This window comes from Microbacterium trichothecenolyticum (genome assembly GCF_041938625.1).
GTDB classification, from domain to species: Bacteria; Actinomycetota; Actinomycetes; order Actinomycetales; family Microbacteriaceae; genus Microbacterium; species Microbacterium trichothecenolyticum_D.
Genome location: NZ_CP169427.1, coordinates 3,831,041 through 3,857,008 on the forward strand (window position 1 = coordinate 3,831,041; position 25,968 = coordinate 3,857,008).

Below are 25,968 nucleotides of genomic sequence, written 5' to 3' on the forward strand. Positions count from 1 at the left end.
CCGGACAAACCGTGGTCCAGGTACGATTGTCGGGACAATAGGCCGTTGCCACGAGACGGCATTGATGAGGGAGCTCTCCATGACGGACGCCAGCACGATGTGGGTCGACGACGTCCTCGCCGACCTCGATCGCACCGGCCCGGTCCCCCTCTACTTCCAGGTCTCCAGCGCGCTCGAAGCCGCGATCCGCTCAGGTCGCATTCCGGCCGGGGCGCGCCTCGAGAACGAGATCGCGATCGGCCAGCGCCTCGGGCTGTCCCGCCCCACCGTGCGCCGCGCCATCCAGGAGCTCGTCGACAAGGGCCTTCTCGTCCGCCGCCGGGGCATCGGGACCCAGGTGGTGCAGGGCCAGGTGACCCGCCAGGTCGAGCTCACCAGCCTCTACGAAGACCTCAAGAACGCGCAGCACGAGCCGGGCACCCGCGTACTGACGCACGAGACGCGCCCCGCCGAGGCGGGCGTCGCCGAACACCTCAGTATCCCGGTCGGCACGGACATCGTGTACCTCCGGCGCCAACGCCTGACCGACGGGATCGCCGTCGCGCTCCTGGAGAACTACCTGCCGCCGGAGTTCGGCGACATCACCACCGAGCAGCTCGAGACGCGAGGTCTCTATCAGATCCTCCGCGCCCGTGGCGTGACGATCCGCATCGCCAACCAGAAGATCGGGGCACGCCGCGCGCACGGCGACGAGAGCGAGCTGCTCGGCATCGACAAGGGCGGCCCCGTCCTGACCATGGAGCGCGTCGCCTTCGACGCGTCCGGCCGCGCCGTCGAGTTCGGCCATCACTGCTATCGCCCCGACATGTACAGCTTCGAGACCACGCTCGTCGCCAAGTAGGCCAGGCTCCTGCCCGGAAGCGACACACCCACCGTGCAGCTGGGCCTCTACAACTACCAGACGCCAACCGAGTACGAAAGACTCAACGACACACCATCCGCGCCGCCAGCTAGCGACCGCGACTGGAACCATCGGGTGGCTCGCGTCACAGGCTTCACGTATCCGTGCAGCAGTCCCGCCCCAGAGTCACAGTCGCCTGTACGCCTTCGGGTGAGCTGAAGACAACCGGTCACGTTCGGACCGGTGACTATTCAGCGACGCCTCGCGTGGAAGGAAGAGATCCCCGGAGCGGGGTGATCGGCATCCGCGGAGTCGATCACCAGCACCCAGTCGGGTCCGCCGCGCGGCGGGGAGAAAGTCTGCGGCTCACGCGTAGAGCCATCCCCGAGGCGAAGGGCTGTCCCGGTTCGGGGATCGAACCACCAGGCGGTGTAGCGGTCGCCACGGATGCTCTCCAGCGTCAGCTGCACCTCCACCCCGGCGGGCAGGAAGACGAAAGCGAAGCTCCCGGCCCGGTCTCGAGTGGCGCGCACGTGGTAGACGCCGACTGCGGGGTCGCCGAGGATCATCGATTGATCCGGTATCCGGTCGAAGTAGGGTCGCGAGAGCAGCAAATCCTTCGCGTGGCGCACCTGACCGGCCCCGGGCAACTGAAGGGCCTCGCGCCACGGCATCCGCACCCACATACGCGGGTCCCGTCCGACGTCCCACATCTGCCACACCGGCCAGCAGCCGTACGTGTGGCCGTGCGCCCCCGCGAACAACGCCCAGTACAGCCCCTTGCGCACGTCGTAGTCATCGAGAAAGCCGCCCGCGAGGTTGCCGATCTGGTCGACGCTCTCTTCGTAGGCTGGTTCCATGTCCATGCACGGGATGACGGGGGTGCGCGCGTAGTCCGCTTCGATCATGCGCCAGTTCTCGAAGTTTCGGCCGTGGCCGCTCTGCACGGTATGGAACTCGAGCCACGGCTCGCCGGCGTAGTATTCGCTCGTCGAGTGCTGGCCCCACGTATGGGCGGTCATCAAGTTGCGGCCCCCATCGCCCGCGCGAACACCCTCGGCCAGTGCGCGCACGATCTCGAGGTGCTCAGGGGTCTCGATGGGGCGATCACCGCCCAGGATCCAGATCACGCTGCGCTGCGCGAACCGGCGGCCGACGTACTCACCGAAAGACCGGCACCCATCCGGGGTTAGCATCTCGGGGCCGATGCCCCACAGCAGGTTCCATTTGTCGCCCCACGTCGGAAGCAGACCGATCGTCAGGCCGAGCGACTCGGCGAGGTCGAAGACGGCGTCGACGTGCGCGATGTATTCCTCGTTGGGCCGGGTGACGTCTTCGTCGAGGAGTGGAAGACGGCCCGAGGGGTCGGGAACGCGCAGGCCGTCTAGTTCGGCGAGCAGCACCGTCTGGATCACGGTGAAGCCTTTGGCCGCCCGGTCACGGAGGTAGAGCTCGGCCTCACCGAGGGTGCAGCGGTGCAGCAGCTCCCACGCCGTGTCGGCAAGGTAGAAGAACGGCGAACCGTCGCTACGCTGCAAGAAGCGACCGTTGTCGCTGACCGCGATCGGACGTCCCTGCGCGATCATGCGGGCACCGCGCTGACTGCCTCGCCGACGGTTACCCCGGCGCCGTTGAACGCGTCGACGGCGAACCACGTGTCCTCCTCGGCATTCAGCGAGGGGACGTCGAGATCGTTACGGTCGTACACAAGCCAGCTGCGGTACAACGCGTCAGGGCCTGCCCCGTAGCGCACGTTGTACCCGATAGCACCGTCGACTGCCGGCCACGACACATGCGCGGTGCGTGGCTCGGTGCGCACCGCCCTTGGCTCTGCGGCCGCGGGGAGGGCTACGCCGGCTCGACCGAACACTCGGAGACCGCTGACGGCGAAGGCGCCGTCGAAGGGCAGACTCGCCGCGGTCACCCGCACGAAGCGGAATTCGCGCGGGACGTCGAGCGTGATGAGGGCGTGCGGCCGGTCGGCGCCCTCGACCCGGCCGTCGTGCAGTATCTCCCATGTCTCGCCGTCAACCGACCCCTCGACAACCACGAGCGCCGGGGTGTGCTCGCGGTAGATACCCCGCCAGGTGTGGCCGCCGTCGGCTCCCTCCTCGATAGGCTCCGCGGCGACCGCCAGTTCGTGATCGGCGAGGTTCACCTGCACGATGGCGACGGTGCTCACCGCACCCAGGTCGAGGGAGATCCACTCCCCCACCCCCGGCGCGGCCGTCGCCCACCAGGTCTGGATGTCCTCGTCAGCCGCGAGCGCGGGCTCGTGACCCGGCACCGCCGACGAGGCCGTCACCGACGAGCGATAGGACAGCAGCATCCACTCGGGCGTGATCTTCGCCCAGGGATCGAACGGGCCGTCGGGAAGCGCCAGGGGGTAGTCGGCGAAGTTCTGATTGCACGTAAGCACACCGTCGGCGTCGAAGCCGGCCGGGAAGACCCCCAGGCGTCGCTCAAACGCCCCGTTGACGCTGATGCGCATGGTCGCCGCATGCCACCAGTTGCCATGCTTGTCCTGAATCGTGCTGCCATGGCCGGCTCCAGGGGCGAATCCACCCGGCTTCGACGAAAACGGGCTAGCCGTGGCGTAGGTGAAGGGCCCGAGCGGGGAATCACCCACGTAGTAGCCGTCGGCGTAAGTGTTGTTCTGCGTCGCCGGCGCGGCGTATTGCAGGTAGTAGCGGCCGTCGTGCCGGGTCATCCACGCGCCTTCGATGTACGGGGCTGAGCTTGCGAATGACGCGACGATACGCTCGCGCTCGGTCGTTGGCTCGGGGACAACATAGTTCTCGCCGAGCCGTTCCCATCCGCGCACGACCGTGTCTGCCCGGATGAGCTCCACCGGTTCGCCGATCGGGGTCAGGTCCGGATTGAGTTCGACGCCGGTAACCGGCTGCACGTTGTCGCAGCCCCAATAGAGGTAGATACGGCCATCGTCGTCCTGAAAGAGGTTGGGGTCCCAGAACGAGAACGTCCCGGGGGAAACCTGTTCGAAGTCGTCGGCGAGGGGATCGGTGCTGCGGAAGAACGGCGAGTTCGAACCCTTTCGCGACGCGCTGATCAAGAGCGCACCGTTGACCTCGCGAACGTCGGGGGCGTAGTCGAAGGGCGGCAGCTTGTCAGTTGGCTGGTACACCCAGTCTAAGAAATCGCCGGAGTGCCAGAATCCGCGCGACATCGACGCGAAGAGGTAGTACCGGTCGCGGTACAGCACGAGTGAGGGGTCCGCGGCCTCGCGATGCACGTTTCGGGCTGGCTCGCCGACGGTGACGCCGCTCACCACACCGGTGAAGCGGATGTCTTGGTAGCGGTAGGCCAGATCCATCGGATTGCACAGAATGCGCGTCATTGTCGTCTCATCTCGAGTGGAACGGGCACGGCGGTTCAGCGCCCACCGGACGGTCGTAGTCAAACATGAACCTTGTGTGCTTGACAACCGATTGCCATCGCTCGATCCTGATGTGGTCTACTTGTCTTCGCGACAACCCGAGTTCGCACGAGAAGACGCATGACGAAGGAGTTCTGCGCACGATGGCTGCACCCACTTCGACGGCGACGACGCCAACCGCTCGCCTGCCCTTCGGCAAGCTTGTCGCCTGGGCCGGAGCCGGCCTCTCCGCCGCGGCGAACTTCATCATCCTGGGCTACACGGCCATCTACTGCACCGATACGCTCGGCCTCTCCCCCGCGATCGTCGGGGCCCTACTGCTCGTCGCCAACCTCTGCAACGGCGTGTTCGGACTCGTCGCCGCATTCATCGTCGACCGCAGCCCCGAGACCCGCTGGGGCAAGGCCCGCCCGTACGAATTCGCTGTGCTGGGCATCTGGCTCGCGACCTGGCTGCTCTTCTCGACGCCCTCGTCGTTCGGTGAGACCGGTCGCATCATCTGGGTGTTCGCCACCTTCATCAGCATCCAGGCGGTGTTCGACACTCTCCTGCGCGCAAACGACAATCTCTATCTCGCCCGCGCCTTCTACGGGCGTCGCGTGTATGCGAAGGTCACCACACGGTCGGGCATCATCACGTCACTCGGCGCGATCGCCGTGACCGTGACCCTCCCGATGGTGCTGAACGCGGCCGGCAAGTCGCCCGAAGGCTGGTCGTTCGCGGTGCTGTGCTTCGCGGTGCCGCTTGCCGCGATCGGCATGAGCCGCTTCCTCTTCGTCAAAGAGGTGCATCTCACCGCCGATGCCGGCGCGCCCCCGGTCACGATCCGCGACATCATGACGGCGCTCCGCGGCAACGTGTGGATCTTCGCGATCGCCGCACTGCAACTTGTGGCCTCGGCGATCAACGGGGCCGGCGCCGGGGCGTACTACTTCCGCTACATCGTCGGAAACCTCGGCATGCAGTCCATCGTCCTGGGCGCGGGCCTCATCATCCTGCCGACGATCCTTCTCCTGCCGGTGCTGATGAAGCGGGTGGCGATCTCGCGGATCGTCATGTTCGGCGCGATCTCGGGCGTCATCGGCTCCGTGGTGAACGCGTTCGCCGGTGGCAGCATCCCAATCCTCATCGCGGGCGGGCTGTTCACCGGGCTCGCTCTCCTTCCCGTGAGCTACCTGATCTCGGTGATCATCCTCGACCTCTGCTCATACAACGAGTGGAAGGGCAACCGTCGCCTGGAAAGCACCATCGGCGCAATCGTCGGCATCTTCGTCAAGGTCGGCGCCGGCCTCGCCGGTGGCTTCGTAGGCCTCGCACTCGCGGTCTCCGGCTACGACGGCACCCTCGATGCGCAGCCCCCGGCAGCGAACGCCACGATCGTTGCGCTCTACTCCTGGTTCCCGGCGGTGCTGTTCGTGCTCATCATCGTCATCATGGCGATCTACGGCCGCTTCGACCGCCACATCCTCCCCGAGGCTCAAGCGGACCTGGAAGCGCGTGATGAGGCACTGTCCGCAACCGACGAGGTCATCCTGGTGCCGACCCCGCCGGTGATCGTCGGCGGCCCCGCGGGCGTCGACCCCCTGCCGACGCTGGAACTCGCCGAGCTCGAGCGAGCCGCCGAGCTGGAAGAGCGCGCCGAAGACGACACCCGTTCAGAAACTCCCCGTACCGACGCGGACTGACCCTCCGAAAGGACCGCATGACCTCCCCCCGTTCATCTCTGCAGCTCTACAGCGTCCGCGAGCAGCTGACCGACCTCGACGGGACCCTGGCGCGCATCGCCGCCCTGGGCGTCCGCAATGTCGAGCCGTTCTCGATCTTCGACCGGACGATGGAGATGATCCCGGCGCTGCAGCGCCACGGGCTCACGGCGCCGAGCGGGCACGCGCCCTTCCTGTCGGACGAGATCGAATATCAGGGGAACCTGGTTGCGCTGCCGCCGCTGGGCGTGACGCTGCAGGCTGCGAGGGCGCTCGGCGTCGAGGTGCTCGTCGACCCCCTGGTACCCGCGTCCCGCTGGCAGACCGCCGACGAGATCGCCCGCACGGCGGATCGGCTCAACGCCGCTGCTGCCCAGGCCGCGAACGCGGGCCTGCGCGTGGGGTACCACAATCACTCGTTCGAATTCCATCACCGGGTAGGCGACACGACCGCGTACGAGCACTTCGTCTCGTTGCTCGACCCGCGCGTCGCGCTCGAGGTCGACGTTTACTGGGCGGCCACAGCCGCGCAGGACGTGCCCGCGCTCCTGCGCCGTCTCGGCGACCGCGTCTTCGCGCTGCACCTCAAGGACGGCACCGTCGACCGCGACCCGTTCGCGACGCCGGAAGGCTATGTCGCGGAGGAACTCGACCTGCACCCGCTGGGTGAGGGATCTCTCGACCTCAGCGCGATCCTGGAGGCCGCGCCCGCCGAGCGACTCGACGTGATCGAGTTCGACCACGTCCGTGGCGATGTCTTCGCCGCGATCGAGTCGTCGCTGGCATACCTGGAGGAGTCGGTGAGTGCCACGTCCTGAGCCCGCCGGCCCGTTCCTCGTGCCGGGGGGCACCGCGCTGATCACGGGCGCCAGCTCCGGGCTCGGCGCGGAGTTCGCCCGCCGGCTCGGACGCCGCGGCCTCAGCCTTGTCCTGGTGGCCCGACGCACCGATCGGCTCGAGGCGCTGGCCTCCGAGATCCGCGCCGATGCCCGTGTCGACGTGACAGTCATCGGGTGCGACCTGATCCCGCCTGGATCGGCAGCGACCCTCCACGCACAGACGCGGCGGCGAGGCATCGCAGTGGATCTGCTCGTGAACAATGCCGGCTTCGGCACGCTGGGCGATGTGATCGACACCAACCCGGAATCAGCCGACGACGTGATCGGGCTGAACGTCACCAGCCTCACCGGGCTCTCGCAGCGCTTCGCGTCCGACATGGTCGCGAACCGCCGCGGGGCGATCGTGAACGTCGCAAGCCTCGCCGCGCTGCTGCCGGCACCCCACATGGCGGTCTACGGCGCCACCAAGGCGTACGTCGAGAGCTTCACCCAGGCGCTGCATGCCGAGCTCGCACCGCACGGCGTGGCGGCGCTCACAGTGCTGCCGGGCCCGACCCGCACCGAGTTCTTCGACAGGTCGGGTGGGCGGATCGGCCCCGACAGCGCCTACCTCACGCCGGCGGCGGTGGTCTCAGCCACCCTGCGGGCCCTCGACAAGCCGCGCGTACCACTGGCCGTCGTCCCCGGCCGCGGCAACGCGTTCGCCGCCCCTGTGATGGGACGGCTCCCGCGCCGGCTCGGGCTGGTCCTCAGCGAGAAGATGATGCGCCTGGGTCTGGACATCTCCGAAAAGGATGCATCCTCCGCGGTCGCTCCGCCGCCCGCGGGTTCGTAGGTCCGCCGACCCGCGACGACGAATGGATGCGGTCGGGCTCCGGCGCGACCGCATCCGTTCGTGGTCAGACCGATAGGTCCTCCACGCGGAGGATTCGGTCGCCGTATCGCGCGTGGCCGAAGCTCTGCGGCCGACCGGAGGCGTCAGGTCCGAACCGGATGCGGGCGCCGTCCGCGAGGCCCGACCACGAGATGCGGAGTCGCATCTCGCCGTTGTCCGCGCCCGTGAGGGTCAGGTCCGCCTCGTACACGGTGCCGTCGGTCATAGAGGCGACGGTGCGCTCGACGCCGTTGCAGAAGCGCTGCCCGTCGTCGCTGAAGTCGACGAACCGCAGCTCCGTGCGGGAGGCCGCGCCGAGGTGTGGGGCCGGCTCGCGCTCGTACTCGACGTGGCCCGAGTGGCGCCCGGCGATACGCGCCGACCGGACATCCGGCAGCGGGGCGGCGAGCCAGCGCTCGGCATCCGTCCCCCTTATGGCGCACGTCACGACCGGCGCCGGCGCGGCGGGCACCGCCGCGGACGGCAGGTGATCCTCGAGGCGCGCCGCGCGGATGCGCATCTCGGCGTCGTATCCCCGACCGCTGCCACGGCGCATCTCCATCCACATCGCCTTCGTGCCCTTCGGATGCCAAGACATCGGCGAACAGTAGACCCAGGCGTCGTCGCTGCTGTTGAGGGCGACGCCCACGTACGACGGATCGGTGGACGACCGCGCGATGTCGACCAGGACCGGGCCTACATTCCCCAGGCGGAACTGGCGCACGCCGTCGACGGCGTAGATGTAGGCACCCCAGGCGAGTTCACGACCGACGAGACTCCCGTAGGGCCGGGGCACGATCCCCAGCACCGCGAGATCGGTGGTCGCGGATGCACGCGTCGACATCACGATCCCGAGCGTCTCGTCGGGTGAGAAGATCGTCGTCTCGTCGTATCCGGGTGTGCGGGTGACGGGTGTGACGGACGCCACGGCCAGGTCCTGCACGACGGAGTCCGTCAGCACGTTGCCGCCGTCACCCACCGAGGAGATCGCGGTGCCCCCGCGCACGAACTGCTTGACCTCGCCGCCGAGAGCCGGTCGCACCCGGCTGTATCCTTCGCGTTCGGGATCCGGCACGAAGGTGTCGGCGCTGCTGATGATCGCCGGGTCGTCGATCACATAGCCCTCGGATGTCCGGCGCAGCGTCCCGAGGGCGGCGAACGCCGTGAAGTCCTTGCGCAGCGTGGTCCACGCGATGCGCTCATCGTGCGACACGATGATCTCCGACCAGTGGTGCGACACCCGCGTGTCGGCGGCCAGGCCCCAAGGGTATTCGACGCCTATCAGTTCCGCACTGACGCAGGAGTCCAGATCCGGCACGGCCTCGAGGACGTAGTCGCCGAGCAGGACGCGCCGGTTGTCGGCGAAGGGCATGTGACGGATGCCGTTTGCCGTCGGCGACTGCGGGATCCGGCCGGCGAAGATCTCGCGGAAGCCGGTGCCGTCGTCGTCGACGATCGCCACACGGTACCAATGATCGTCCACCGGATCTTCGACGTTCCGGTGGAGGAGGAACACCCTACCGGAGAACGTGTACGTCGCACTCAGGACGCGCACATGCTCGGGAACGGGGACGGTGAAGACCTCGATGGCTCCGAACTCGTCGGTAGCGAGCTTCATGCAACTCCCCCGCTTCCGGCGCGGCGGTCGGCGGGAAGCAGGCGGGCAGGGGCGGATCGGGGCTCGAGCATCGATGTTGCCTTCCTCGCGCGTCGTCGCGCGGGTCTGTGAGTGGACGACGTCGTCCGAGAGTCGCGATGGTGCGGGCCCGAGGGGCCCGCACCATCATCAGAGGGTTTCGCCGGCGTCGGCGAGCAGGGTGCTTCCCGTCATGACGATCGACAGGTCGCTGGCGGCGAACAGCACGACTCGGGCGATGTCGTCGGGCGTGCCGGCCCGGCCGATGAGGCTCTGCGTCATGGCGCTCGGCACGCCGCTCTGGTCGATGCCCGCCTCGGCCATCGCCGCCATCGCCGCCTGGGCGGCCGCGATGTTCCCCTCCGTGGGCACGTAGCTCGGAGCGACGCCCAGGACGCGGATGCCTCGGGGCGCAAGCTCGAGCGCGAGCTGACGGGTGAGCCCCCGCGCGGCGTGCTTCGAGGCGACGTACGCCGAGAGTCCCTGCGCGACGCCGCGGAAGCCGGCGGTCGAGACGATGTTGACGATGACGCCGCCCTCGTCCATCCGCCGTGCGGCCTCGCGGGCGCCGTTTCGGACACCGCGCGTGTTGACCGCGAACACGGCCTCCCAGAGCTCGTCGGGCATATCGAGCAGGCGGGCGCTGGGGAAGATGCCGGCGTTGTTGATCCAGATGTCGACGCCGCCCAGCGCCGCGACCACGTCGTCGGTCGCGGCAGCGACGGCGCCGGCATCCGTCACGTCCATGGCCACGCCGACCGCGCGACCGCCGTGATGGTGCTCGATGTCGGCGGCGGCCGCGGCGGCCGCCGCCTGGTCGAGGTCCGCGATCGCGACCGATGCCCCGGCCTCAGCGAGGCGCAATGCGATCGCCTTTCCGAGGCCCTGCGCACCTCCCGTGACGACGGCTCGCCGGCCGGCGAGTGAGAGGAGGTCGGTCAGTGGCTGCGCCGAGACGTCGGCGAAGGGGAAGGACATCGGTGTCTCCGTTTCGGGTGGGGTGCGGGTCAGGCCAGGCCGTTGCGCTTGGCGATCTCGCCGAGCCAGCCGAGGCTCGGCTTCGGCGTGCGCACGAACGTCTCACGGTCGACGGCGATGAGACCGAAGGTCGGCTCCCAGTGGCCCCATTCGAAGTTGTCGAGCAGGGTCCAGTGCAGGTAGCCGCGCACGTCGATGCCGTCGGCGATGGCGTTGTGGAGGCCGCGCAACGCCGCATCGGTGTAGCGGACGCGCTCGGTGTCGTCGCCGGTCGCGATGCCGTTCTCCGTCACGAGGATCGGCACGCCCTGCGTGACCTCGGTGGCGTGGCGCACCGCCATCTCGAGCGAGTCGGGACGGAACGTCGTACCGACGAGGGTGTTGTCGGGGAGCTTCGGGTGGGGCACGAGGCCGTTGGCGTCGACTTCCTGGCTCGAGTACGCCTGTACGCCGGCGAAGTCGTCGCCGCGGCTACCCTCCCAGAAGATGTCCTCCTTGCCGTAGCGGATCTCCTCCAGCTTCGCCTCGCCACCGGGCTGTGCGGTGAGGGCACCCGCGGCGATGGTCCAGCCGACCTTCGCGCCGGTGCGGGCCCGGACGATCTCGCGCGCCGCGTGGTGGATGTCGACGAACTTCCGCCCGATCTGGGGGTCCGCGTAAGCGAGGAAGTTGTTGCGCGCGGCCTGCTCGCGCTCCTCGTCGCTCGTGTACTCGGCCTCGACAGTGGGACTCTGCCACTGACCGCCGGACTGCGCGGCCATGCGGGCCATGGCCGTCATGATCGCAGCCTGCATGTTGGGCTCGTTCATCGTGGCGACCCACGCGACGCCGTCGAGGATAGTGGTGGCCTCGGTGACGAAGCGGATGAACTTGTCCGACGCGTCGGGAGCCGACCAGCTGCCGTCCTTTGCGAACCACTGCGGTGTTGTGAAGTGCTGCAGCGTGATCACCGGCGTGATGCCGAGCTCGAAGCAGAACTCGATCTGACGCCGGTAGTGCGCGAGCTCGGCCTTCGAGAACCGGCCCGGCAGCGGCTCGATGCGCGCCCACTCGATGCCGAAGCGGTAGGAGTTCAGGCCGGCCTCGGCGAGCAGTGTGATGTCTTCACGCCAGCGGTGGTAGCTGTCGACGGCGTCGCCGGAGAGCTCCATGCCGGGGGTCACCTGCTCCTGCGCCCACCAGTCGCTGTTGACGTTGTTGCCCTCGATCTGGTGCGGCGCCGTGGAGGCACCCCACAGGAAGCCCTCGGGGAAGGTGGTCATCGTTCGTCCTCTCGTTCGTCGTGAAGTCCTCGCGCGCGGTGCGGTCCGCGGGCGTCGGTGGTCGTGCCATCCGGCAGCACGATGCGCACGCCGACGCTGGCCGGGGCATCGACCGAGACCTCGATCTCGTCGCCCTCGATCCGCCACTCGACCGCGATCAGGCCCTGGGGCGAGTCGTGCGTGCCGCGTGCCCAGGTCACCTCGGGGGTCGGGACCGGCTGCACCACGACATCGGTCCAGGCGACGCTGTTCTCGGCCTGCCGGAGCCCCACGACGTGAGTGTGCAGAAAGCGCACGACGGCACCCTTGCTGTAGTGGTTCAGCGACTCGTGGGCGACACCGTTCTCATCGATGCCATCCCAGTCCTCCCAGATGGTCGTCGCCCCCCTGTCGAGCATCGCGAGCCACGACGGCGACGTGCGCTGGAAGAGGACCGCGTACGCGATGTCGGCATGGCCCAGGTCGGCGAGCATCGGGAGCAGGTCGCCCGTCGAGAGGAAGCCCGTGCCGAGGTGCAGACCCGCCTCACGGATGAGCTGGACGAGACGGGATGCCGCGGCCTGGCGCTGGTCGTCGGGGACGAGCCCGAACGACAGCGCGCGGACGTACGCGGCCTGCGTGTCGGCGAGAGTGCGACCACCGGGAAGTAGGAATTCGGTGCGCCACGCGTCGCGGACCTTCTCGGCCGTCGCGGCATAGGTCGCAGCATCGGTCACCCGTCCGAGGATCTGAGCGATCTGGGCGAGGGTGGCGGTCGAACGATAGAGGTAGGCGGTGCCGACTTCTCCCTTGTCCGCCATGAACCAGGCCATCGGGTTCGAGTGGACCGGGTCGACGAGACTGCCGTCGGCCGCGCGCGGCTTCGGCTCGATCCACTCTCCCCAGTGGAACGAGCCGTCCCACAGGAATTGCTCGTGCGGCTGCTCCTCGGCCGAGCGCTGGATGCGGGACTGGTGACGCGCTGTGCGCGCCGTACCGAGTGCCCAGTCGACCCAGCGGGCCATCGCATCCCAGTTCTCGGCGAGCACATCCCGGTCGCCGTACGAGAGGTACAGCTCCCACGGCACGGCGACGATCGCGTCGCCCCAGCCCGCGGAACCCGTCATCATCGCGAGCTGGTGCTGCAGGTTGTGCTTGATGCGACGGCCGTCGGGCGAGAAGTTGGCGATACGCCCGTCGTCGAGCTGGTCGTCGCGCACCGACTGCAGCCATTTGCGACTGAAGCCGAGCACGTCGTAGAGGCGCGTCGCGGTGGGCACGAAGATCTGGTAGTCGCCGGTCCAGCCGATTCGCTCGCGGGTCGGGCAGTCCGTGGGGATGTCGACGGCGTTGCCGAGCCAGCTCCACCGCGCGAGCTCGTGCAGCCGGTTGAGGTCGTCGTTGCTCGAGGCGAACGTGCCGGTCTGGCGGAAGTCGGTGTGCACGACGCGCATCTCGAGGGACGAGGCATCCAGGGTCCCGCTCTCCCGTGTGATGCGGGCGTACTGGAAGCCGTGCACCGTGTGGCGGGGTTCGAAGACCTCCGCACCCCCGCTCGAGACGACCTCGTCACGCTGCACGAACGGCCGCGCGGGCTCGCCCGGACGCACCGAGTCGAGGTGGGTGGTCGAGAGGTCGCCGTCGGGGCCGACGAACTCGCCGTAGTCGATGACCGTACGCGTGCCGGCGGGGCCGAGGTCCGCGAGGCGGATCCAGCCCGACGCGTTCTGCCCGAAGTCGGCGACCCACGTTCCATCGGCCACCTCGGTGAGGCTCACGGCAGGGCGTGTGTCGACGATGCGCACGGGCGGCGCGGGCGACCAGCTGATCGCCGGCGGCGCGTGAACGACATCGACGAGAACGGATGCTGCGGCTTCGTGTCCGGACGAGAAATCGGTCATCTGCCCGGCCATGAGGTCGGCCTGGACGATCTCGCTTCGGCTGCTCGTCCACTCCCCGTCGGTGACGATGGTGCGGGTGGAGCCGTCGGCGAAGTCCACGTGCAGCTCTGCGCGCGCGCCGAGCACTGTGCCCCATCCCGCAGGCTCGCGGAAAGCGCCCACCTGACCGCGGAACCAGCCGTCGGAGAGGACGATCTCGAGGGTGTTCGCACCCGGACGGAGGCTCTCGCCCACGTCCGAGGCCTGTGCGTACAGGGTGCGGTCGTAGGAGGTGGCGCCGGGCGTCAGTTCTGCCGTGCCGACGCGCTCGCCGTTGATGAACGCCTCGTACACGCCGAGGGCGGTGGCGTACAGGCGGGCCGAGGCGACACCCTCGGGGACCTCGACGGTGGTGGCGAGCACGTGCGCGGGGCGGCGACCGTAGCCCGCATTGTCGCTCTCTGCCGGCGAGATCCATCGGGCGGTCCAGTCCTCGTCGAACAGGCCGGCCTCGAACCGCGACCACGCCGACCACCCCGATGTGCCGAGATCGGTCGTCGTGCGCACACGCCACTGCACGCGCTGCGTGCTTCGCAGGGGCGCCCAGGGCCACGGGGCACGCAGGTGCTCGCGGGTGTGACGGATGACGGTGCCGACCGGCTCACCGTCGACCGTCGCCTCGAGTTCGTACCTCTCCTGATGCGTGGCCCCGCGCGGAAGCAGCCACGACAGCCGCGGCGTGGGGCCGGACACGATGAACTGGTCGCCACCGGCGTCGACCGCCAGGCCTGAGGGTGCGGCATCCGTCTGCGTCGCTGCCGCGACGGTCTCGATCGAGGTCATCGGACGGCCTTGACCTTGAGCAGGATGATGAGTCCGCCTACGAGGGCGAGCACCGCACCGCTGAGGTAGAGCAGCGTGTAGTTCTTGTCGCCGCCGACCGCCCCGATCGTGATGATGAGAGGTGCGATGAGCGGGGCCAGGGCGCTCGGGATCTTCTGTGCGAAGGCGACCACCGCCATGTAGCGTCCCGCCTCGGCGCGGTCGGGCAGGATCGCGTAGACGATGGCCTGGTCGACGGTCGCGAAGACCGCGATCGCCATCTGCATGAGCACGGCGCCGACGATGAGCTGCGGCAGAGACCACGCGAACGCCTCGGTGATGGCGCCGCCGACGAAGAGCAGGGCGGCGATCATGACGAACAGGCGGCGCCGCTTGAGCTTGTCGGAGAGGAAGCCGCCGGCGAGCGCACCGGCGGTCGCCGCGACGATGCCAAGCATGCCGATGGTGGCCACGACGCCGGCGACCTCGCGCACCGGGAGATCCAGGCGCTGCGCGTAGAAGAAGGTGCCGAACGTGGTGTTGAAGTACAGACCGAAGAAGAAGACGAACCGTCCGAGCCAGTTCCACGCGAAGGCCGGGTAGCGGCGCACGCTGAAGCCGTAGCTCGAGACGACCTTCTTGAGCGTCACCGACGAGTCGACGGGAAGGTCCTTGGAGCTGCCCTCGGGCTTGAAGACGGGGAACAGGACGAGCAGGACCGTGCCGATGATCGCGGGGACCAGGAAGACGAGCATAGTGCTCGACGACACCGCGTAGGCGATGCCGATGCCGATCACGGGGGCGATCTGCGTCATGACGCCGGTCAGCGCGGACACCTTGCCGCGCTGCTCCTCCGGCAGCTTGTCGGCCTGGATGGTCTGGATAGCGGCACCGGCGGTCGACCAGCCGACCATCGCGACCGCCCAGCCCGCACCCACCAGAAGGAGGTTCGGTGCGACGCCGATGATCAGCGCACCGACCACGCCGAGCACCGCCCCGAGGAAGAGGAACGGCGTGCGTCGACCGAGCCGCGAGCGCGTGCGGTCGCTCCAGATGCCGATCATCGGGCTGAGGATGAGGAACACCAGCTGGGCCGAACCGGTGACGTAGCCCAGCACCTCCTCGTGGCCGGGAGCGAGCTCGGTGATGCGCAGGGCGAGACCGTAGGCCAAGGGCACCATCATCGCGATGGAGGCGCCGAAGCTCGCGGCCATCAGCCAGAAGACGTACCCACCGCTGACCCGCGGCATCGCCGAGGCGGCGGCATCCGTCGTCCTCTCGTCCGGGGCTGCCGCGCCCGTCTCATCGGCGACCGCGAGAGAGGCGGCGACGTCGTCGACGGCCCCCCGCTCTGACATGTTCTCGCTCACTTCGACTCCTTTGTGGTTCACCCGGGCTTCGGTGGCAACCGGTTGCAAGATCGACAAAAGGTAACCACAGTGGTAACAAGAATGCAAGTACAGAAACGAGACAGCATGACTTCGCGTCCTCGCGCAGCCGAGCGCACCCCCCGACGGGTGCACGCCTCGACGCCGGAACGGCGTCGCCAGATCGTGAAAGCCGCGCTCGCGAGCTTCGCCGAGCACGGCTACGAACGCGCATCCCTGCGCGACATCGCCACCCGCGCCGACCTCACGCACGCCGCCCTGCTACGCCACTTCTCGGGTAAGGACGAGCTGCTCCTCGCCGCGCTCGCGCAGCGAGAAGCCGACGAGGAGGAGATGGCGGCGCGCATCGGGGCGTCGAACATGCCGGCCGAGAAGATCCTCGGTGTCGTGCTCGAAGACGAGTTCGCGGATCCGGACTACCAGCGCAACTGGATGGCGCTGACCGTCGCCGCGACGAACCCCGCTCATCCCGCGCACGAGTTCTTCGTGGGCCGCCGCGAGCGCATGCGGGGGCGCTTCACGAGCGGTCCGCTGCCGCTCGCGCGCGAGACCGGCGAGACGACCGCCGACGAGAAGGCGACCCTCGTGCTCGCGATGGTCGACGGGCTGCGCATCCAGTGGCTGCTCGATCCCTCCCGCGATGCACTGTCGCTGCTCGAGCTCTTCATGAAGCTCTTCGGTGGCCCCGCTGACGAGGAGCACGCGCCTGAAGGCGTCGGTGGGTCCGCTATGAGACGATGAGCGGCAGCGACACAGGGATGAGGAGCGCGTGGAAGAAGCGGAGACAGACGCCCGATCGGTCAGACGCAAGGCACACCCGACGATCTACGACGTCGCAAAACTCACTGGGTTCAGCGCGTCGACCGTGTCGCGAGCGCTGAACAAGCCGGGTCGCATCAACGCCAAGACCGAGCAGCGCATCCGGGATGCCGCGGCGAGCATCGGGTATCAGCTCAACCCGATGGCGCGGGCGCTGCCGACCGGGCGCACCGACACGATGGCTGTGCTCATCTCCGACATCACGAACCCCGTATACCTGCAGCTCCTCCGCGGCGCCGAACACGTGGCGACGTCGAGTGAGCTGACGCTCGTCTTCGCCGAGTCTCAGGAGGATCCCGCACTCGAGCTCTCGACGGCGCGCCGCCTGCTGCCGTCGGTGGATGGCGTGCTGCTGTTCGGCTCTCGCCTCACCGACGAGCAGATTCTCGACCTGGCCGAAATCAAACCGATCGTGCTCGCCAACCGCGAAGTCGAGGGTGTGCCGGCGATCGTGCCCGATGTCACTGTCGGGATCCGCCAGGCGGTCGAGCATCTTCACAGCCTGGGTCACCGCTCGATCGGCTACGTGTCCGGCCCCGCCACGTCATGGATGAACCGGCGACGGTGGGAGGTCGTGTTCGAGAGCGCGGTCGCCCGTGGGCTGACCGTCGTCGAGATCCCCATCGGGGACGCGACGATCGCCGGCGGTGAAGCCGCGCTGCCGCGGGTGCTCGCATCGGGGGTCACCGCGGTGCTGACCTACAACGACCTCGTCGCGCTCGGACTCCTCAGAACGGCCCGCGCCGCGGCGGTCGACGTCCCGGGCGGGCTCAGCATCGTCGGCTTCGACAATGTATTCGGCGCGGACCTCACGACACCGACGTTGACGAGCATCGCCACCCCGTCCAACGAGGTGGGCGAGGCCGCCATGCGGCGCCTGCTCGTGGAACTCGATCGCGGAGCGGAGACCGCGGCCGGCGTGCTCCAAACCTCGCTCGTCATCCGAGAGTCGACGGCGGCGCCCGGCACCGCGTGAGTGACGCCCGGATCGCAGGGTAAGGAGCGAGGCCCGCACTCAGTTGAGCAGAGCCCCCATTTGCTTCGCGATCAGTGTCGTCGCATGCTTCGGGCTCAGACGCGACAGGCGGTCCATCGCCGCGGCGTCGGCGCCGATCGTCGCGCGGAACTTGCCCTTGCGCACCGCATCAACGATGACTCTGGCCGCCTCGGCAGGGGCGGTGGTCTTGAACGCGGGCGACCCGGCCGAGGCATCACCCAGCGCCACGCCGGAGTTGGCGGCGATGTCGGTGCCGATCGCGCCGGGGAATACCACCGTGACGGCGACATTCGTGTCGAGCAATTCGGCATAGAGCGCCTCAGTGAGGATCTTCACGGCTGCCTTAGACGCGCCGTAGACCGCCTGGCCGGGGACCGGAGCGTAGGCCCCCATGCTCGCGATGTTGACGAGGGCGGCGGCAGGGCGCGAGAGGAGCATCGGCAGAAACGCCTTGCACATATAGATCGTGCCCCAGAAGTTGACGTTCATCACCTTCTCGATCTCCGCGAACGGCAGGTCGTTGACCTTGACGAACTTCTGGATCACGCCGGCGACATTGATGAGCCCGTCCACGCGACCGTGGAAGGCCGTCGCCGCAGCGGGCAGCGCCTCAACCGCCTCGCGGTCGGTGATGTTCACGACGTGGGTGGAGAAACGTCCGCCCGCGTTCGCGAGACGCGCCGTCTCGTTGAGACCGGCCTCACTGAGGTCAACGCCGGCAACCGATGCTCCTGCCGCGAGTAGCTCCCGGGACACTTCGCGTCCGATGCCGTTGCCGGCTCCTGTCACGACGAAGCTCTTGTCGAGGATGTCCATGTTCTCTTTCCTTTCGTTCACCGGTCAGCCGATCCGGCGTCGCCGGGGCGGCGGCATCCGCCTTCGTCTCGTCCGCGGCTGCCACGCCGTACTAGGATGGCAACCGGTTGCAAGCGGACCGGTGGCGTCGTTGAGACTCGCTCGTCGTCCGAGAGTCGACGGCGGCGCCCGCGTAGCGTTGAACCGCGGGTGCGTGGACTCAGGCAGGCATGCTCGTCCACCGAGCCCGCAGGGCGTGAACCGCACCCTTCGGCCGCCGGTCGCGCGTGAAGACGCCCTTCTTGTTGCCGTCGACGCGCTGCGTGATCGGCATGGCCTGGAAGTCGGCGAAGGCCCACACGTGCTCACCGACGACGGCATCGACACGGTCGATCACCCGATGGTAGGTCTGCAGCAGCGCGGTCTGGTAGTCCTCGCTCCACGGCTGGTCGAGCACGGTGTGCAGGCCCACCACCGCATCGGCGCCGAACTCCGACATCACGATGGGCTTCCCGAAAGCGCGCTCCCACCCCCGCAACTCCTCCTCGAGATTCACTTCGGCCGCTGCGAGGTCGTTCGTGTCCTGGTACCAGCCGTAGTAGCGGTTGATGCTCAGCACGTCGAACATGTCGGCGATGCGATCGGTGTCTGGGCGCGCGAGGATCATGTTCGCGTACGTGATCGGGCGCGTGGGGTCGAGGTGCCGGGTGAGCGCGACGAGCGGTGCGAAGTAGTCGCGCGCGCCCTGGTCGCGCGCGTCGGGCTCGTTCGCGATGGACCACATCACGACGCTGGGGTGGTTCTTGTCGCGCGCGATCAGCTCCCGCAGGTGCTGGGCGTGCGCATCCCGCGTGGGATCCCCGAACGACTCTGGCCCGAAGGTGCGGATGTCGGTCTGGCCGAGGTAGCCGGCGGCGATCGCGAGGTTGAGCCCGACGGCGGCCGTCTCGTCGATGACGACGATGCCCTGCCGGTCGGCGTAGTCGAGCACCTCCTCGGCATACGGGTAGTGAGAGGTCCGGAACGAGTTCGCACCCATCCAGCGCATGAGGTCGACGTCGTGAACGAGGTACGCGTCGTCGTGCCCCTTGCCGCGGACGGGGCTGTCTTCGTGCTTGCCGAACCCCTTGAAGTAGAACGGCTCGCCGTTGATCAAGAACCTGTTCCCGCGCACCTCGACGGTGCGGACGCCCACCGCGAGTGGGTAGCTGTCGACGACCTCGCCGTCGCGGATCACCTCGGCGACCAGGTCGTACAGGTACGCCGCTCCCGGCTGCCACAGCCGGACATCGTCGATGCGCACCGACCCGGTGGCACCGCGTGACTCCCCTACGGGGCGTCCGTCCGCGTCGGCGACGCGCACCCGCACCGCGGCGCCGTCGCCGAGCGCCGTCGTAGCGACGTCGTAGCGAACGATCCCGGTCGAGCCTTCGACCTCGGTGACGATCGTGATGTCGTCGATCCGCTCCACGGGTGCCGAGTACAGCCACACCGAGCGGGCGAGACCGCCGTAGTTGAAGAAGTCGTGCATGTAGCGCTGCCGCCGGTGCCCTCGCCCGTCGGTCTCCACGTTGCCCGGTGGGATCGAGTGCCTCGTCAGACGGTTGTCGACGCCGATCGTGAGCCGGAACTCCTGCCCGGCCGACACGAGGTGGGTGATGTCGGCCTCGAACGGCGTGTAGCCGCCGACGTGGGATGCCACCCGCTCATCGTCCACGTACACGACGCCTTCGTGCGTGGCGGAGTCCAGGCGCACGAAGACCCGTTCGCCCGCCCAGCCGCGCGGCACGCGCACCATGCGCTGGTACCAGACGACCCCGACGTGGTCGTGCACGTCGGCGTCGACGAACAGGTCGTTGTAGCTCGACGGAACCGGAGCCTCGCGGGTGGTGGAGAGCGCGCTCGTCCACGGCTCCTCGCCCACCGCGCTCTCCAGCGCGAAGCGCCAGAGTCCGTCCAGCCGGACGAGTTCCCGCGTGGCGGTCGAACGGGGTGTCAGCATTTTCGTTACCTCCTCGGCGGCGGTGCCGCCTGTTGAAGACTTGGGTGTCAGGGGTTCTCGCGCGTTCCTGCCATCGGACCGTCGGTCAGCCGATCCGTACGACGGGCCCGAGGGTGACCCCCGCTTCGTTGAAGCTGTCGACTGCGGCCCAGTACCTCGGCCCCGCGTTAAGCGAGCCGATCTCGAGCTCCGTGCGGTCGTAGACCAGCCAGCTGTGGTACAGCTTCTCCGGCGCGAGGCCGTAGCGGATGTTGTAGCCGACGGCGCCCGGCACCGCGTCCCAGGCGAGGACGGCCGTGCGTGCATCGGGCCGGGTCGCCGTCGGCGTGACCGCCGCCGGCTTCGCCACATCGGCGTGCCCGAACACCCGTAGACCGCTGAGCGCGAAGGGCCCACCGAACGGCATGGCGCCGGCGGTGACGCGCACGTACCTGACCTCGTGGGGCGCGGGCGGCACGATGAACGCGTGCGGCCTGTCTTCCCCCCCGTCGGCGGTGTCGTGGACGAGCGTCCACTCTGCACCGTCGACCGAGACCTCGACGCGGAACTCCGTGGGGTACGAGTGTGGGAAGATGCCGCGCTTGCTCACGGTGCCCTTCGCCAGATCACGAAGCTTCGGCGCATGCTGCTCGAGCTTGTGGTCGGCGAGATTCACCTGCAGCGCGTGAACAGTCATCACCGCGCCGAGATCGATGCTCAGCCATTCGCCGTGTTCTCGGGAGCCGGCCACCCACCACGTGCGCACCGACTCGTCGGTCGCGAGCTTCGGCTCGTGCTCCGCACGGAAGGACGATGCCGTGGCCTCGGCCCGATACGAGAGCAGCATCCAGCCGGGAGACGCCTCGGTCCACGGGTCGAAGGCGCGGTCGGGAATCGACATCGGGAAGTCGGCGAAGTTCTGATTGCAGAACAGCACGCCGTCGTCGTCGAATCCCGCGGGGAACAGACCGATCCGCCGTTCGAAGTCGGCATTGACCGAGATCCGCATCGTGGCCACGTGCCACCAGTTTCCGTGCCGGTCCTGGAAGGTGCTGCCGTGCCCGGCGCCGGTGATGAACCCTCCCGGCTTCGACGAGAACGGGCTGTTCTGGTCGTACTCGAAGGGACCGAGCGGCCCCGTTCCGGTGTAGGAGCCGTCGGCGTACGTGTTGTACTGCGTGCCCGGGCCCGCGTACTGGAGGTGGTAGCGCCCGGCGACGCGGTTCAGGTAGGCGCCCTCGATGAAGGGCGAGTCGCCGATGTAGGCATCCATGATCTTGCCTGCGATCCCGCGTCGCACCACGGGTACATAGTCGTCGCCGGGGCGTTCCCACCCACGGACCGCGGCGTCCGCCTCGATGAGGGGCACCCCCTCACCGATCTGCTGCAGTGATTCGCGGTCGAGCTCCACGCCACGGATGGGCTGATTGTGCGAGCAGCCCCAGTAGAGATACAGCCGTCCGTCGTCGTCCTGGAACGTGGCGGGATCCCAGAAGGCGATCTCGCTCGAAGCGACCTCCTGGAAGTCGTCGGCGAGCGGGTCGACGCTGCGGAAGAAGCGACCCTTCGCGCGACGAGATGCCGTGAACAGGAGTGCACCGTCGACCTCGCGCACGTCGGGCGCATAGTCGGTCGCCGGGATCCGGTCGCTGTGCTGCAGCTCCCACTCGACCAGGTCCTCGGAGTGCCAGAAGCCGCGAGTCATCGAGGCGAACATGTAGTAGCGCCCGCGATAGTGCACGACGGTGGGATCTGCGGCCTCACGGTGGACGGAGCGCCCACCGAACGGCATCCGTACATCCTGATACCGGTACGCGAGATCGACCGGATTGCAGACGACACGGTTCACCGGGACACCTCCTCGGCCACCGCGCAGGCGTGCATGTCGGCGAGCACCGCATCCATCGTCCGCGCCAGCGCCAGGGTGTCATCGCGGCCGTGCCAGGGGTGCTCGAGCAGCCCGTCGTCCAACGCCCCGATGACGGCGGCCAGCATCTGCCGGTACCCGTTGCCCTCACGCGGGTGCTCGACGATCTCGGGCGCCCCGAAGATCCGCTCGGCCGACCCCGCATGCACGCGGGCGCGGGTCCCCGCCCAGAACATGGGGGCGAGTGTGACCCATCCGCGCTCACCGCTCACGGTCGCGGAGAGGTCGAGGAACCGGACTCCCGACCACGCGAGCTGCGCGAATCCGTCCGCGGCCTCGAACGTGGCATAGCCCTCGACATCCGTGCCGTCCATGAACTCCCCCGACGCCAGCACGCGGCGGGGTTCGCCCAGGAACCACTGGGCGAGGGCGACCGGGTAGATCCCGCGGTCTCGAAGGATGCTGCCTCCCTGCGCCGGGGTGAGCGTGCGACTGCGCGCCTGGAACGGCGTGCCGAAGCTCGCACGCACGCTGCTGACCTCGCCCAGGAGTCCACCCGAGATGCGATCGAGGATCTCCACGTGGAGAGGGTTGAACCTCATCCACATGGCCTCCATCGCGAACAGCCGCGTGCGGCGCGCGACGTCGAAGATGCGCTCCGCTTCGCCCTCAGTGGTCGCGATGGGCTTCTCGATCAGCACGTGTTTGCCGGCTTCGAGCGCCTCGATCGCGATGTCGGCGTGGGTGTGCGCCGGCGTGGCGATATAGACGACGTCGACGTCGGTGCGCTGCAGCAGCTCCTCGCGCGAGTGGGTGGAGAAGGGGATGCCGTGGGCGGCGGCGAATGTCGACGCCCGTTCCGGTGTCCTCCCCCAGGCCGCGGTGATGGCGCCGGGCGCCACCGCCTGCAGATCCGGCACGAGCCGATCCGAGATGTCGCCGGTGCCGATGATGGCCCATCTGTGCATGTCTGCCTTCCTCGGGGTCTCGCCGTCAGGGGAACCAGAGCGATAGCCGATTGTCGAAGTGGTGTGTGATGGTGCTGCGATGCCCGCTGATGAGCCGGCAACGGCTCACGCGCGCGGTCCGGTGCTGCCCCGCACGATCAGGCGGGTCGGCAACGGGCCGTCGTTGTTCTCATCGATGTCGTTGCCGAGTTGGGAGAGCACCTTCTCGACGGCCCTCTCCCCTGCTCGCTCGAGCTGCGCCTGCACCGTCGTCAGCGGCGGCACGATCAGCTCGCTGCCGAAGATGTCGTCGAAGCCCGCGACACTCAGCGTGCCGGGCACGTCCACGCCCGCGGACGCGGCCGCCTGCATGAGGCCGATCGCCATCAGGTCGTTGAAGGCGATGACCGCGGTCGCGCGCGCGGCGAGCACTCGGCGCAGGGCCGCACGGCCTCCCTCGATGGTGGGAATGTTCGGCCCGATCTCGACCATTCCGCACTCGAGGCGCTCAGCGGCGTCGAGAAGCGACTCCCACCGACGACGGCTGATCCAGGACGTCTCGGGACCCGCCAGGTAGACGATCGACGTGTGACGCAGCTCGACGAGATGGTCCATCATCGCGTTGACACCGCTTTCGACGTCGGGGAGGACCTCCGCGACGGTGCCGACGCGACGGTTGATGAGCACCATGGGCTTGCGCTGGGCGAGCGCCCCGATCTTCTCGTCAGCCAGACGTGTCGTGGCCAGCACCAGGCCGTCCACGCTGGGCAGCATGCGGGAGATCGCCTGCTCCTCCGCCTGCCCCGACTCCTGCGACTCGGCGATCACCAGGGTGTAGCCCGCGCGCGCGGCAGCGTGCTCGGCCCCCCGCACGATGCCGAACACGACGGGGTTGGTGATGTCGGCGACCAGCAGCCCGATCGTCTGGCTGCGTCCGGTCGGCAGGGCCCGCGCCATCGGGTTGAATCTGAAGTCGAGCCGCTCGGCGGCGTCGCGGATCTTCGCCTCGGTCTTCTCGCTGATGCGGCCCGGCTTGCTGAGGGCCCGGGAGACGGTCGACGGATTGACTCCGGCGAGCTCGGCGACGTCGTAGATCGTCGCCGCGCCGCCTCGACGCCGGATGCGAGCGACGAGTTCGGGAGGCGGCGCCTCGCCCGATCTCGTGATGGTGTCGTCAGCGTGCACGCGCGTCCAACCATCCCCGCGCGGCACGCGCAAGATCGGCGACCGGCGCAGTCACGTCCAGGGCGACTCCCACCTCGTCCTCTCCCAACGGCTGGAGCGTGTCGAGCTGAGAGCTCAGCAGCGCAGGCGGCATGAAATGCCCCTCGCGACCGCCGGCGCGGGCGGCCAGCAGTTCGGGAGACCCCGTGAGATGGACGAAGACCACGCCTGGCGCCGCGTCTCGAAGCCGGTCGCGATACGACCGCTTGAGCGCCGAGCACGCGACCACCGTCCGCTCGGCGTCGGTGATCGTCGCTGCGACGGCATCCAGCCACGGCCATCTGTCCTCGTCCTCCAGGGGGATGCCTGCCGCCATCTTCGCGACGTTCGCGGCCGGGTGCAGGTCGTCGGCATCCACGAATCGTGCGCCGATCAGACGCGCGAGCTCGGCGCCGACCGACGACTTCCCCGACGCCGAGACACCCATGACGACGACGCGGGCGCGGCGCGCAGCGTCCGCTCGTCCGTCCTCGCCCGCGCTCACGAGCAGCTCACCAGTCATGGACAGTGCCGTCCGCGAGCCGGTTGTACGGCAGGTAGGCCTGCTCGTAGGGGTACTTGCCGGCCTCGTCCATGTTCAGCTCGACACCGAGTCCGGGCTTATCACCCGGGTGCAGGAATCCGTCGTTCCAGGTGAAGGACTGCTCGAAGGTCTGGTCGGTCTTCTCACCGTGGCGCATGTACTCCTGGATGCCGAAGTTGTGGATCGCGAGGCCCAGGTGCATCGCGGCGGCCATTCCGACTGGCGAGATGTCGGTCGGACCGTGCATGCCCGACTTGATCTGATACTGCGACGCGTAGTCGAGCACCTTCTTCAGGTGCGTGATGCCGCCGGTGTGGGTGACAGCGGAGCGGACGTAGTCGATGAGCTGCTCGCGGATGATCTGCTGGTAGTCCCAGACGGTGTTGAAGATCTCGCCGATCGCGAGCGGCGTGGTGGTGTGCTGACGCACGAGGCGCAGCGCCTCCTGGTTCTCGGCGGGCGTGCAGTCCTCGAGCCAGAACAAGTCGTACGGCTCGATCGACTTGCCGAGCTTCGCCGCCTGGATCGGCGTGAGCCGGTGATGGGCGTCGTGCAGCAGCGGCAGCTCGGGCCCGAACTCGTGGCGCACCGCCTCGAACACGGTCGGGATGTGGCGCAGGTAGGAGCGGGTGTCCCAGTCCTCCTCCGCGGGGAACGCGCCGCGCTGAGCGGGTTCGTGGTCGTAGCGCACACCCGTATTCGCTTCGAAGGTCGCGTTCGAGGCGATCCCGTAGATCGACTTCAGGCCGGGCACGCCGGTCTGCACGCGGATCGCCCTGTAGCCCTGTTCCTGATGCGACCGGATGCTGTCGAACAGTTCGGGGAGCTCCTTGCCAGACGCGTGCCCGTAGGCGAGCAGGCCGGTGCGCGACGCGCCGCCGAGCAGCTGGTACACCGGCATGCCTGCGGCCTTGCCCTTGATGTCCCACAGCGCCATGTCGACGGCCGCGATCGCCGCCATGGTGACGGGGCCGCGGCGCCAGTAGGCGCTCCGGTACAGGAACTGCCAGGTGTCCTCGATCCGCGACGCGTCGCGCCCGATGAGCAGCTGGGCGACATGGTCCTTGAGGTAGGCGACGACCGCCAGCTCGCGTCCGTTGAGGGTGGCGTCCCCCAATCCCGTGACACCGTCGGACGTCGTGAGCTTCAGGGTCACGAAGTTACGGTCGGGGCTGGTGACGATGACTTCGGCTTTGTCGATGATCATGGGAATGCT

General features: G+C 68.5%; 20 protein-coding genes. 6 read left to right on the forward strand and 14 right to left on the reverse strand.

The annotated features are described in order from the left end of the window. The first annotated feature begins 79 nt into the window (after positions 1–79). Positions 80–841, forward strand: a complete 762-nt coding sequence (locus ACEYYH_RS17930; RefSeq protein WP_374975658.1) for a GntR family transcriptional regulator — start codon at positions 80–82, stop codon at positions 839–841. 251 nt (positions 842–1,092) lie between these two features. Here ACEYYH_RS17930 and ACEYYH_RS17935 read toward each other — a convergent pair whose 3' ends face one another. Together ACEYYH_RS17935 and ACEYYH_RS17940 are read right to left on the reverse strand one after the other, a co-directional pair. Beyond that, entirely contained in the window at positions 1,093–2,427 is a 1,335-nt protein-coding gene (locus ACEYYH_RS17935) for a glycoside hydrolase family 140 protein (protein WP_374975659.1), read from the reverse strand. Next, positions 2,424–4,199, reverse strand: a complete 1,776-nt coding sequence (locus ACEYYH_RS17940; protein ID WP_374975660.1) for a family 43 glycosylhydrolase — start codon at positions 4,197–4,199, stop codon at positions 2,424–2,426. The genes ACEYYH_RS17935 and ACEYYH_RS17940 overlap by 4 nt, the downstream gene beginning before the upstream one ends. Before the next feature lie 80 nt (positions 4,200–4,279). Between ACEYYH_RS17940 and ACEYYH_RS17945 the strand changes: the two genes are divergently transcribed. From ACEYYH_RS17945 to ACEYYH_RS17955, 3 genes are read left to right on the forward strand one after another with little or no spacing between them, the layout of a single operon-like run. Then, on the forward strand, positions 4,280–5,923 hold the full coding sequence (locus ACEYYH_RS17945) for an MFS transporter (RefSeq protein ID WP_374975661.1): 1,644 nt from the start codon (positions 4,280–4,282) through the stop codon (positions 5,921–5,923). A gap of 17 nt (positions 5,924–5,940) precedes the next feature. After that, on the forward strand, positions 5,941–6,759 hold the full coding sequence (locus ACEYYH_RS17950; RefSeq protein WP_374975662.1) for a sugar phosphate isomerase/epimerase family protein: 819 nt from the start codon (positions 5,941–5,943) through the stop codon (positions 6,757–6,759). Then, positions 6,746–7,615: an SDR family NAD(P)-dependent oxidoreductase gene (locus ACEYYH_RS17955; RefSeq protein WP_374975663.1), complete on the forward strand. Its 870-nt coding sequence runs from the start codon at positions 6,746–6,748 to the stop codon at positions 7,613–7,615. Before ACEYYH_RS17950 ends, ACEYYH_RS17955 begins: the two co-directional genes overlap by 14 nt. Positions 7,616–7,679: 64 nt before the next feature. Here the strand turns inward: ACEYYH_RS17955 and ACEYYH_RS17960 are convergent, their stop codons facing one another. The 5 genes from ACEYYH_RS17960 to ACEYYH_RS17980 form a co-directional block, all read right to left on the reverse strand. After that, positions 7,680–9,272 carry a hypothetical protein gene (locus tag ACEYYH_RS17960; protein WP_374975664.1) on the reverse strand — a complete coding sequence of 531 codons (1,593 nt, stop codon included), beginning with the start codon at positions 9,270–9,272 and terminating at the stop codon, positions 7,680–7,682. A gap of 168 nt (positions 9,273–9,440) precedes the next feature. After that, complete coding sequence (locus tag ACEYYH_RS17965; protein ID WP_374975665.1) at positions 9,441–10,268, reverse strand: SDR family NAD(P)-dependent oxidoreductase; 828 nt, start codon at positions 10,266–10,268, stop codon at positions 9,441–9,443. 29 nt (positions 10,269–10,297) lie between these two features. Beyond that, complete coding sequence (locus ACEYYH_RS17970; protein ID WP_374975666.1) at positions 10,298–11,530, reverse strand: glycoside hydrolase family 1 protein; 1,233 nt, start codon at positions 11,528–11,530, stop codon at positions 10,298–10,300. Continuing rightward, on the reverse strand, positions 11,527–14,232 hold the full coding sequence (locus ACEYYH_RS17975) for a family 78 glycoside hydrolase catalytic domain (RefSeq protein ID WP_374975667.1): 2,706 nt from the start codon (positions 14,230–14,232) through the stop codon (positions 11,527–11,529). The genes ACEYYH_RS17970 and ACEYYH_RS17975 overlap by 4 nt, the downstream gene beginning before the upstream one ends. Then, complete coding sequence (locus ACEYYH_RS17980; RefSeq protein ID WP_374975668.1) at positions 14,229–15,581, reverse strand: MFS transporter; 1,353 nt, start codon at positions 15,579–15,581, stop codon at positions 14,229–14,231. Before ACEYYH_RS17980 ends, ACEYYH_RS17975 begins: the two co-directional genes overlap by 4 nt. Positions 15,582–15,686: 105 nt before the next feature. Between ACEYYH_RS17980 and ACEYYH_RS17985 the strand changes: the two genes are divergently transcribed. Both ACEYYH_RS17985 and ACEYYH_RS17990 read left to right on the forward strand, forming a co-directional pair. Further along, positions 15,687–16,340, forward strand: a complete 654-nt coding sequence (locus tag ACEYYH_RS17985) for a TetR/AcrR family transcriptional regulator (RefSeq protein ID WP_374975669.1) — start codon at positions 15,687–15,689, stop codon at positions 16,338–16,340. A 28-nt stretch (positions 16,341–16,368) separates the two neighbouring features. Next, a complete protein-coding gene (locus tag ACEYYH_RS17990; RefSeq protein WP_374975670.1) occupies positions 16,369–17,394 on the forward strand; it encodes a LacI family DNA-binding transcriptional regulator in 1,026 nt (341 codons plus the stop codon). A 39-nt stretch (positions 17,395–17,433) separates the two neighbouring features. On the opposite strand, the gene ACEYYH_RS17995 is transcribed toward ACEYYH_RS17990, so the two are convergent. The 7 genes from ACEYYH_RS17995 to manD form a co-directional block, all read right to left on the reverse strand. After that, positions 17,434–18,231, reverse strand: coding sequence for an SDR family NAD(P)-dependent oxidoreductase (locus ACEYYH_RS17995; protein ID WP_374975671.1), 798 nt, complete (start codon positions 18,229–18,231; stop codon positions 17,434–17,436). A 199-nt stretch (positions 18,232–18,430) separates the two neighbouring features. Next, entirely contained in the window at positions 18,431–20,212 is a 1,782-nt protein-coding gene (gene uidA / locus ACEYYH_RS18000; RefSeq protein WP_374975672.1) for a beta-glucuronidase, read from the reverse strand. Between the two features lie 85 nt (positions 20,213–20,297). Continuing rightward, positions 20,298–22,040 carry a family 43 glycosylhydrolase gene (locus tag ACEYYH_RS18005; protein WP_374975673.1) on the reverse strand — a complete coding sequence of 581 codons (1,743 nt, stop codon included), beginning with the start codon at positions 22,038–22,040 and terminating at the stop codon, positions 20,298–20,300. After that, positions 22,037–23,026, reverse strand: coding sequence for a Gfo/Idh/MocA family protein (locus ACEYYH_RS18010; protein WP_374975674.1), 990 nt, complete (start codon positions 23,024–23,026; stop codon positions 22,037–22,039). Before ACEYYH_RS18010 ends, ACEYYH_RS18005 begins: the two co-directional genes overlap by 4 nt. A gap of 105 nt (positions 23,027–23,131) precedes the next feature. Continuing rightward, a complete protein-coding gene (locus ACEYYH_RS18015) occupies positions 23,132–24,190 on the reverse strand; it encodes a LacI family DNA-binding transcriptional regulator (RefSeq protein ID WP_374975675.1) in 1,059 nt (352 codons plus the stop codon). After that, entirely contained in the window at positions 24,180–24,731 is a 552-nt protein-coding gene (locus ACEYYH_RS18020; protein ID WP_374975676.1) for a gluconokinase, read from the reverse strand. Before ACEYYH_RS18020 ends, ACEYYH_RS18015 begins: the two co-directional genes overlap by 11 nt. Beyond that, positions 24,721–25,959: a D-mannonate dehydratase ManD gene (gene manD, locus ACEYYH_RS18025; protein ID WP_374975677.1), complete on the reverse strand. Its 1,239-nt coding sequence runs from the start codon at positions 25,957–25,959 to the stop codon at positions 24,721–24,723. Before manD ends, ACEYYH_RS18020 begins: the two co-directional genes overlap by 11 nt. Positions 25,960–25,968 lie beyond the last annotated feature (9 nt).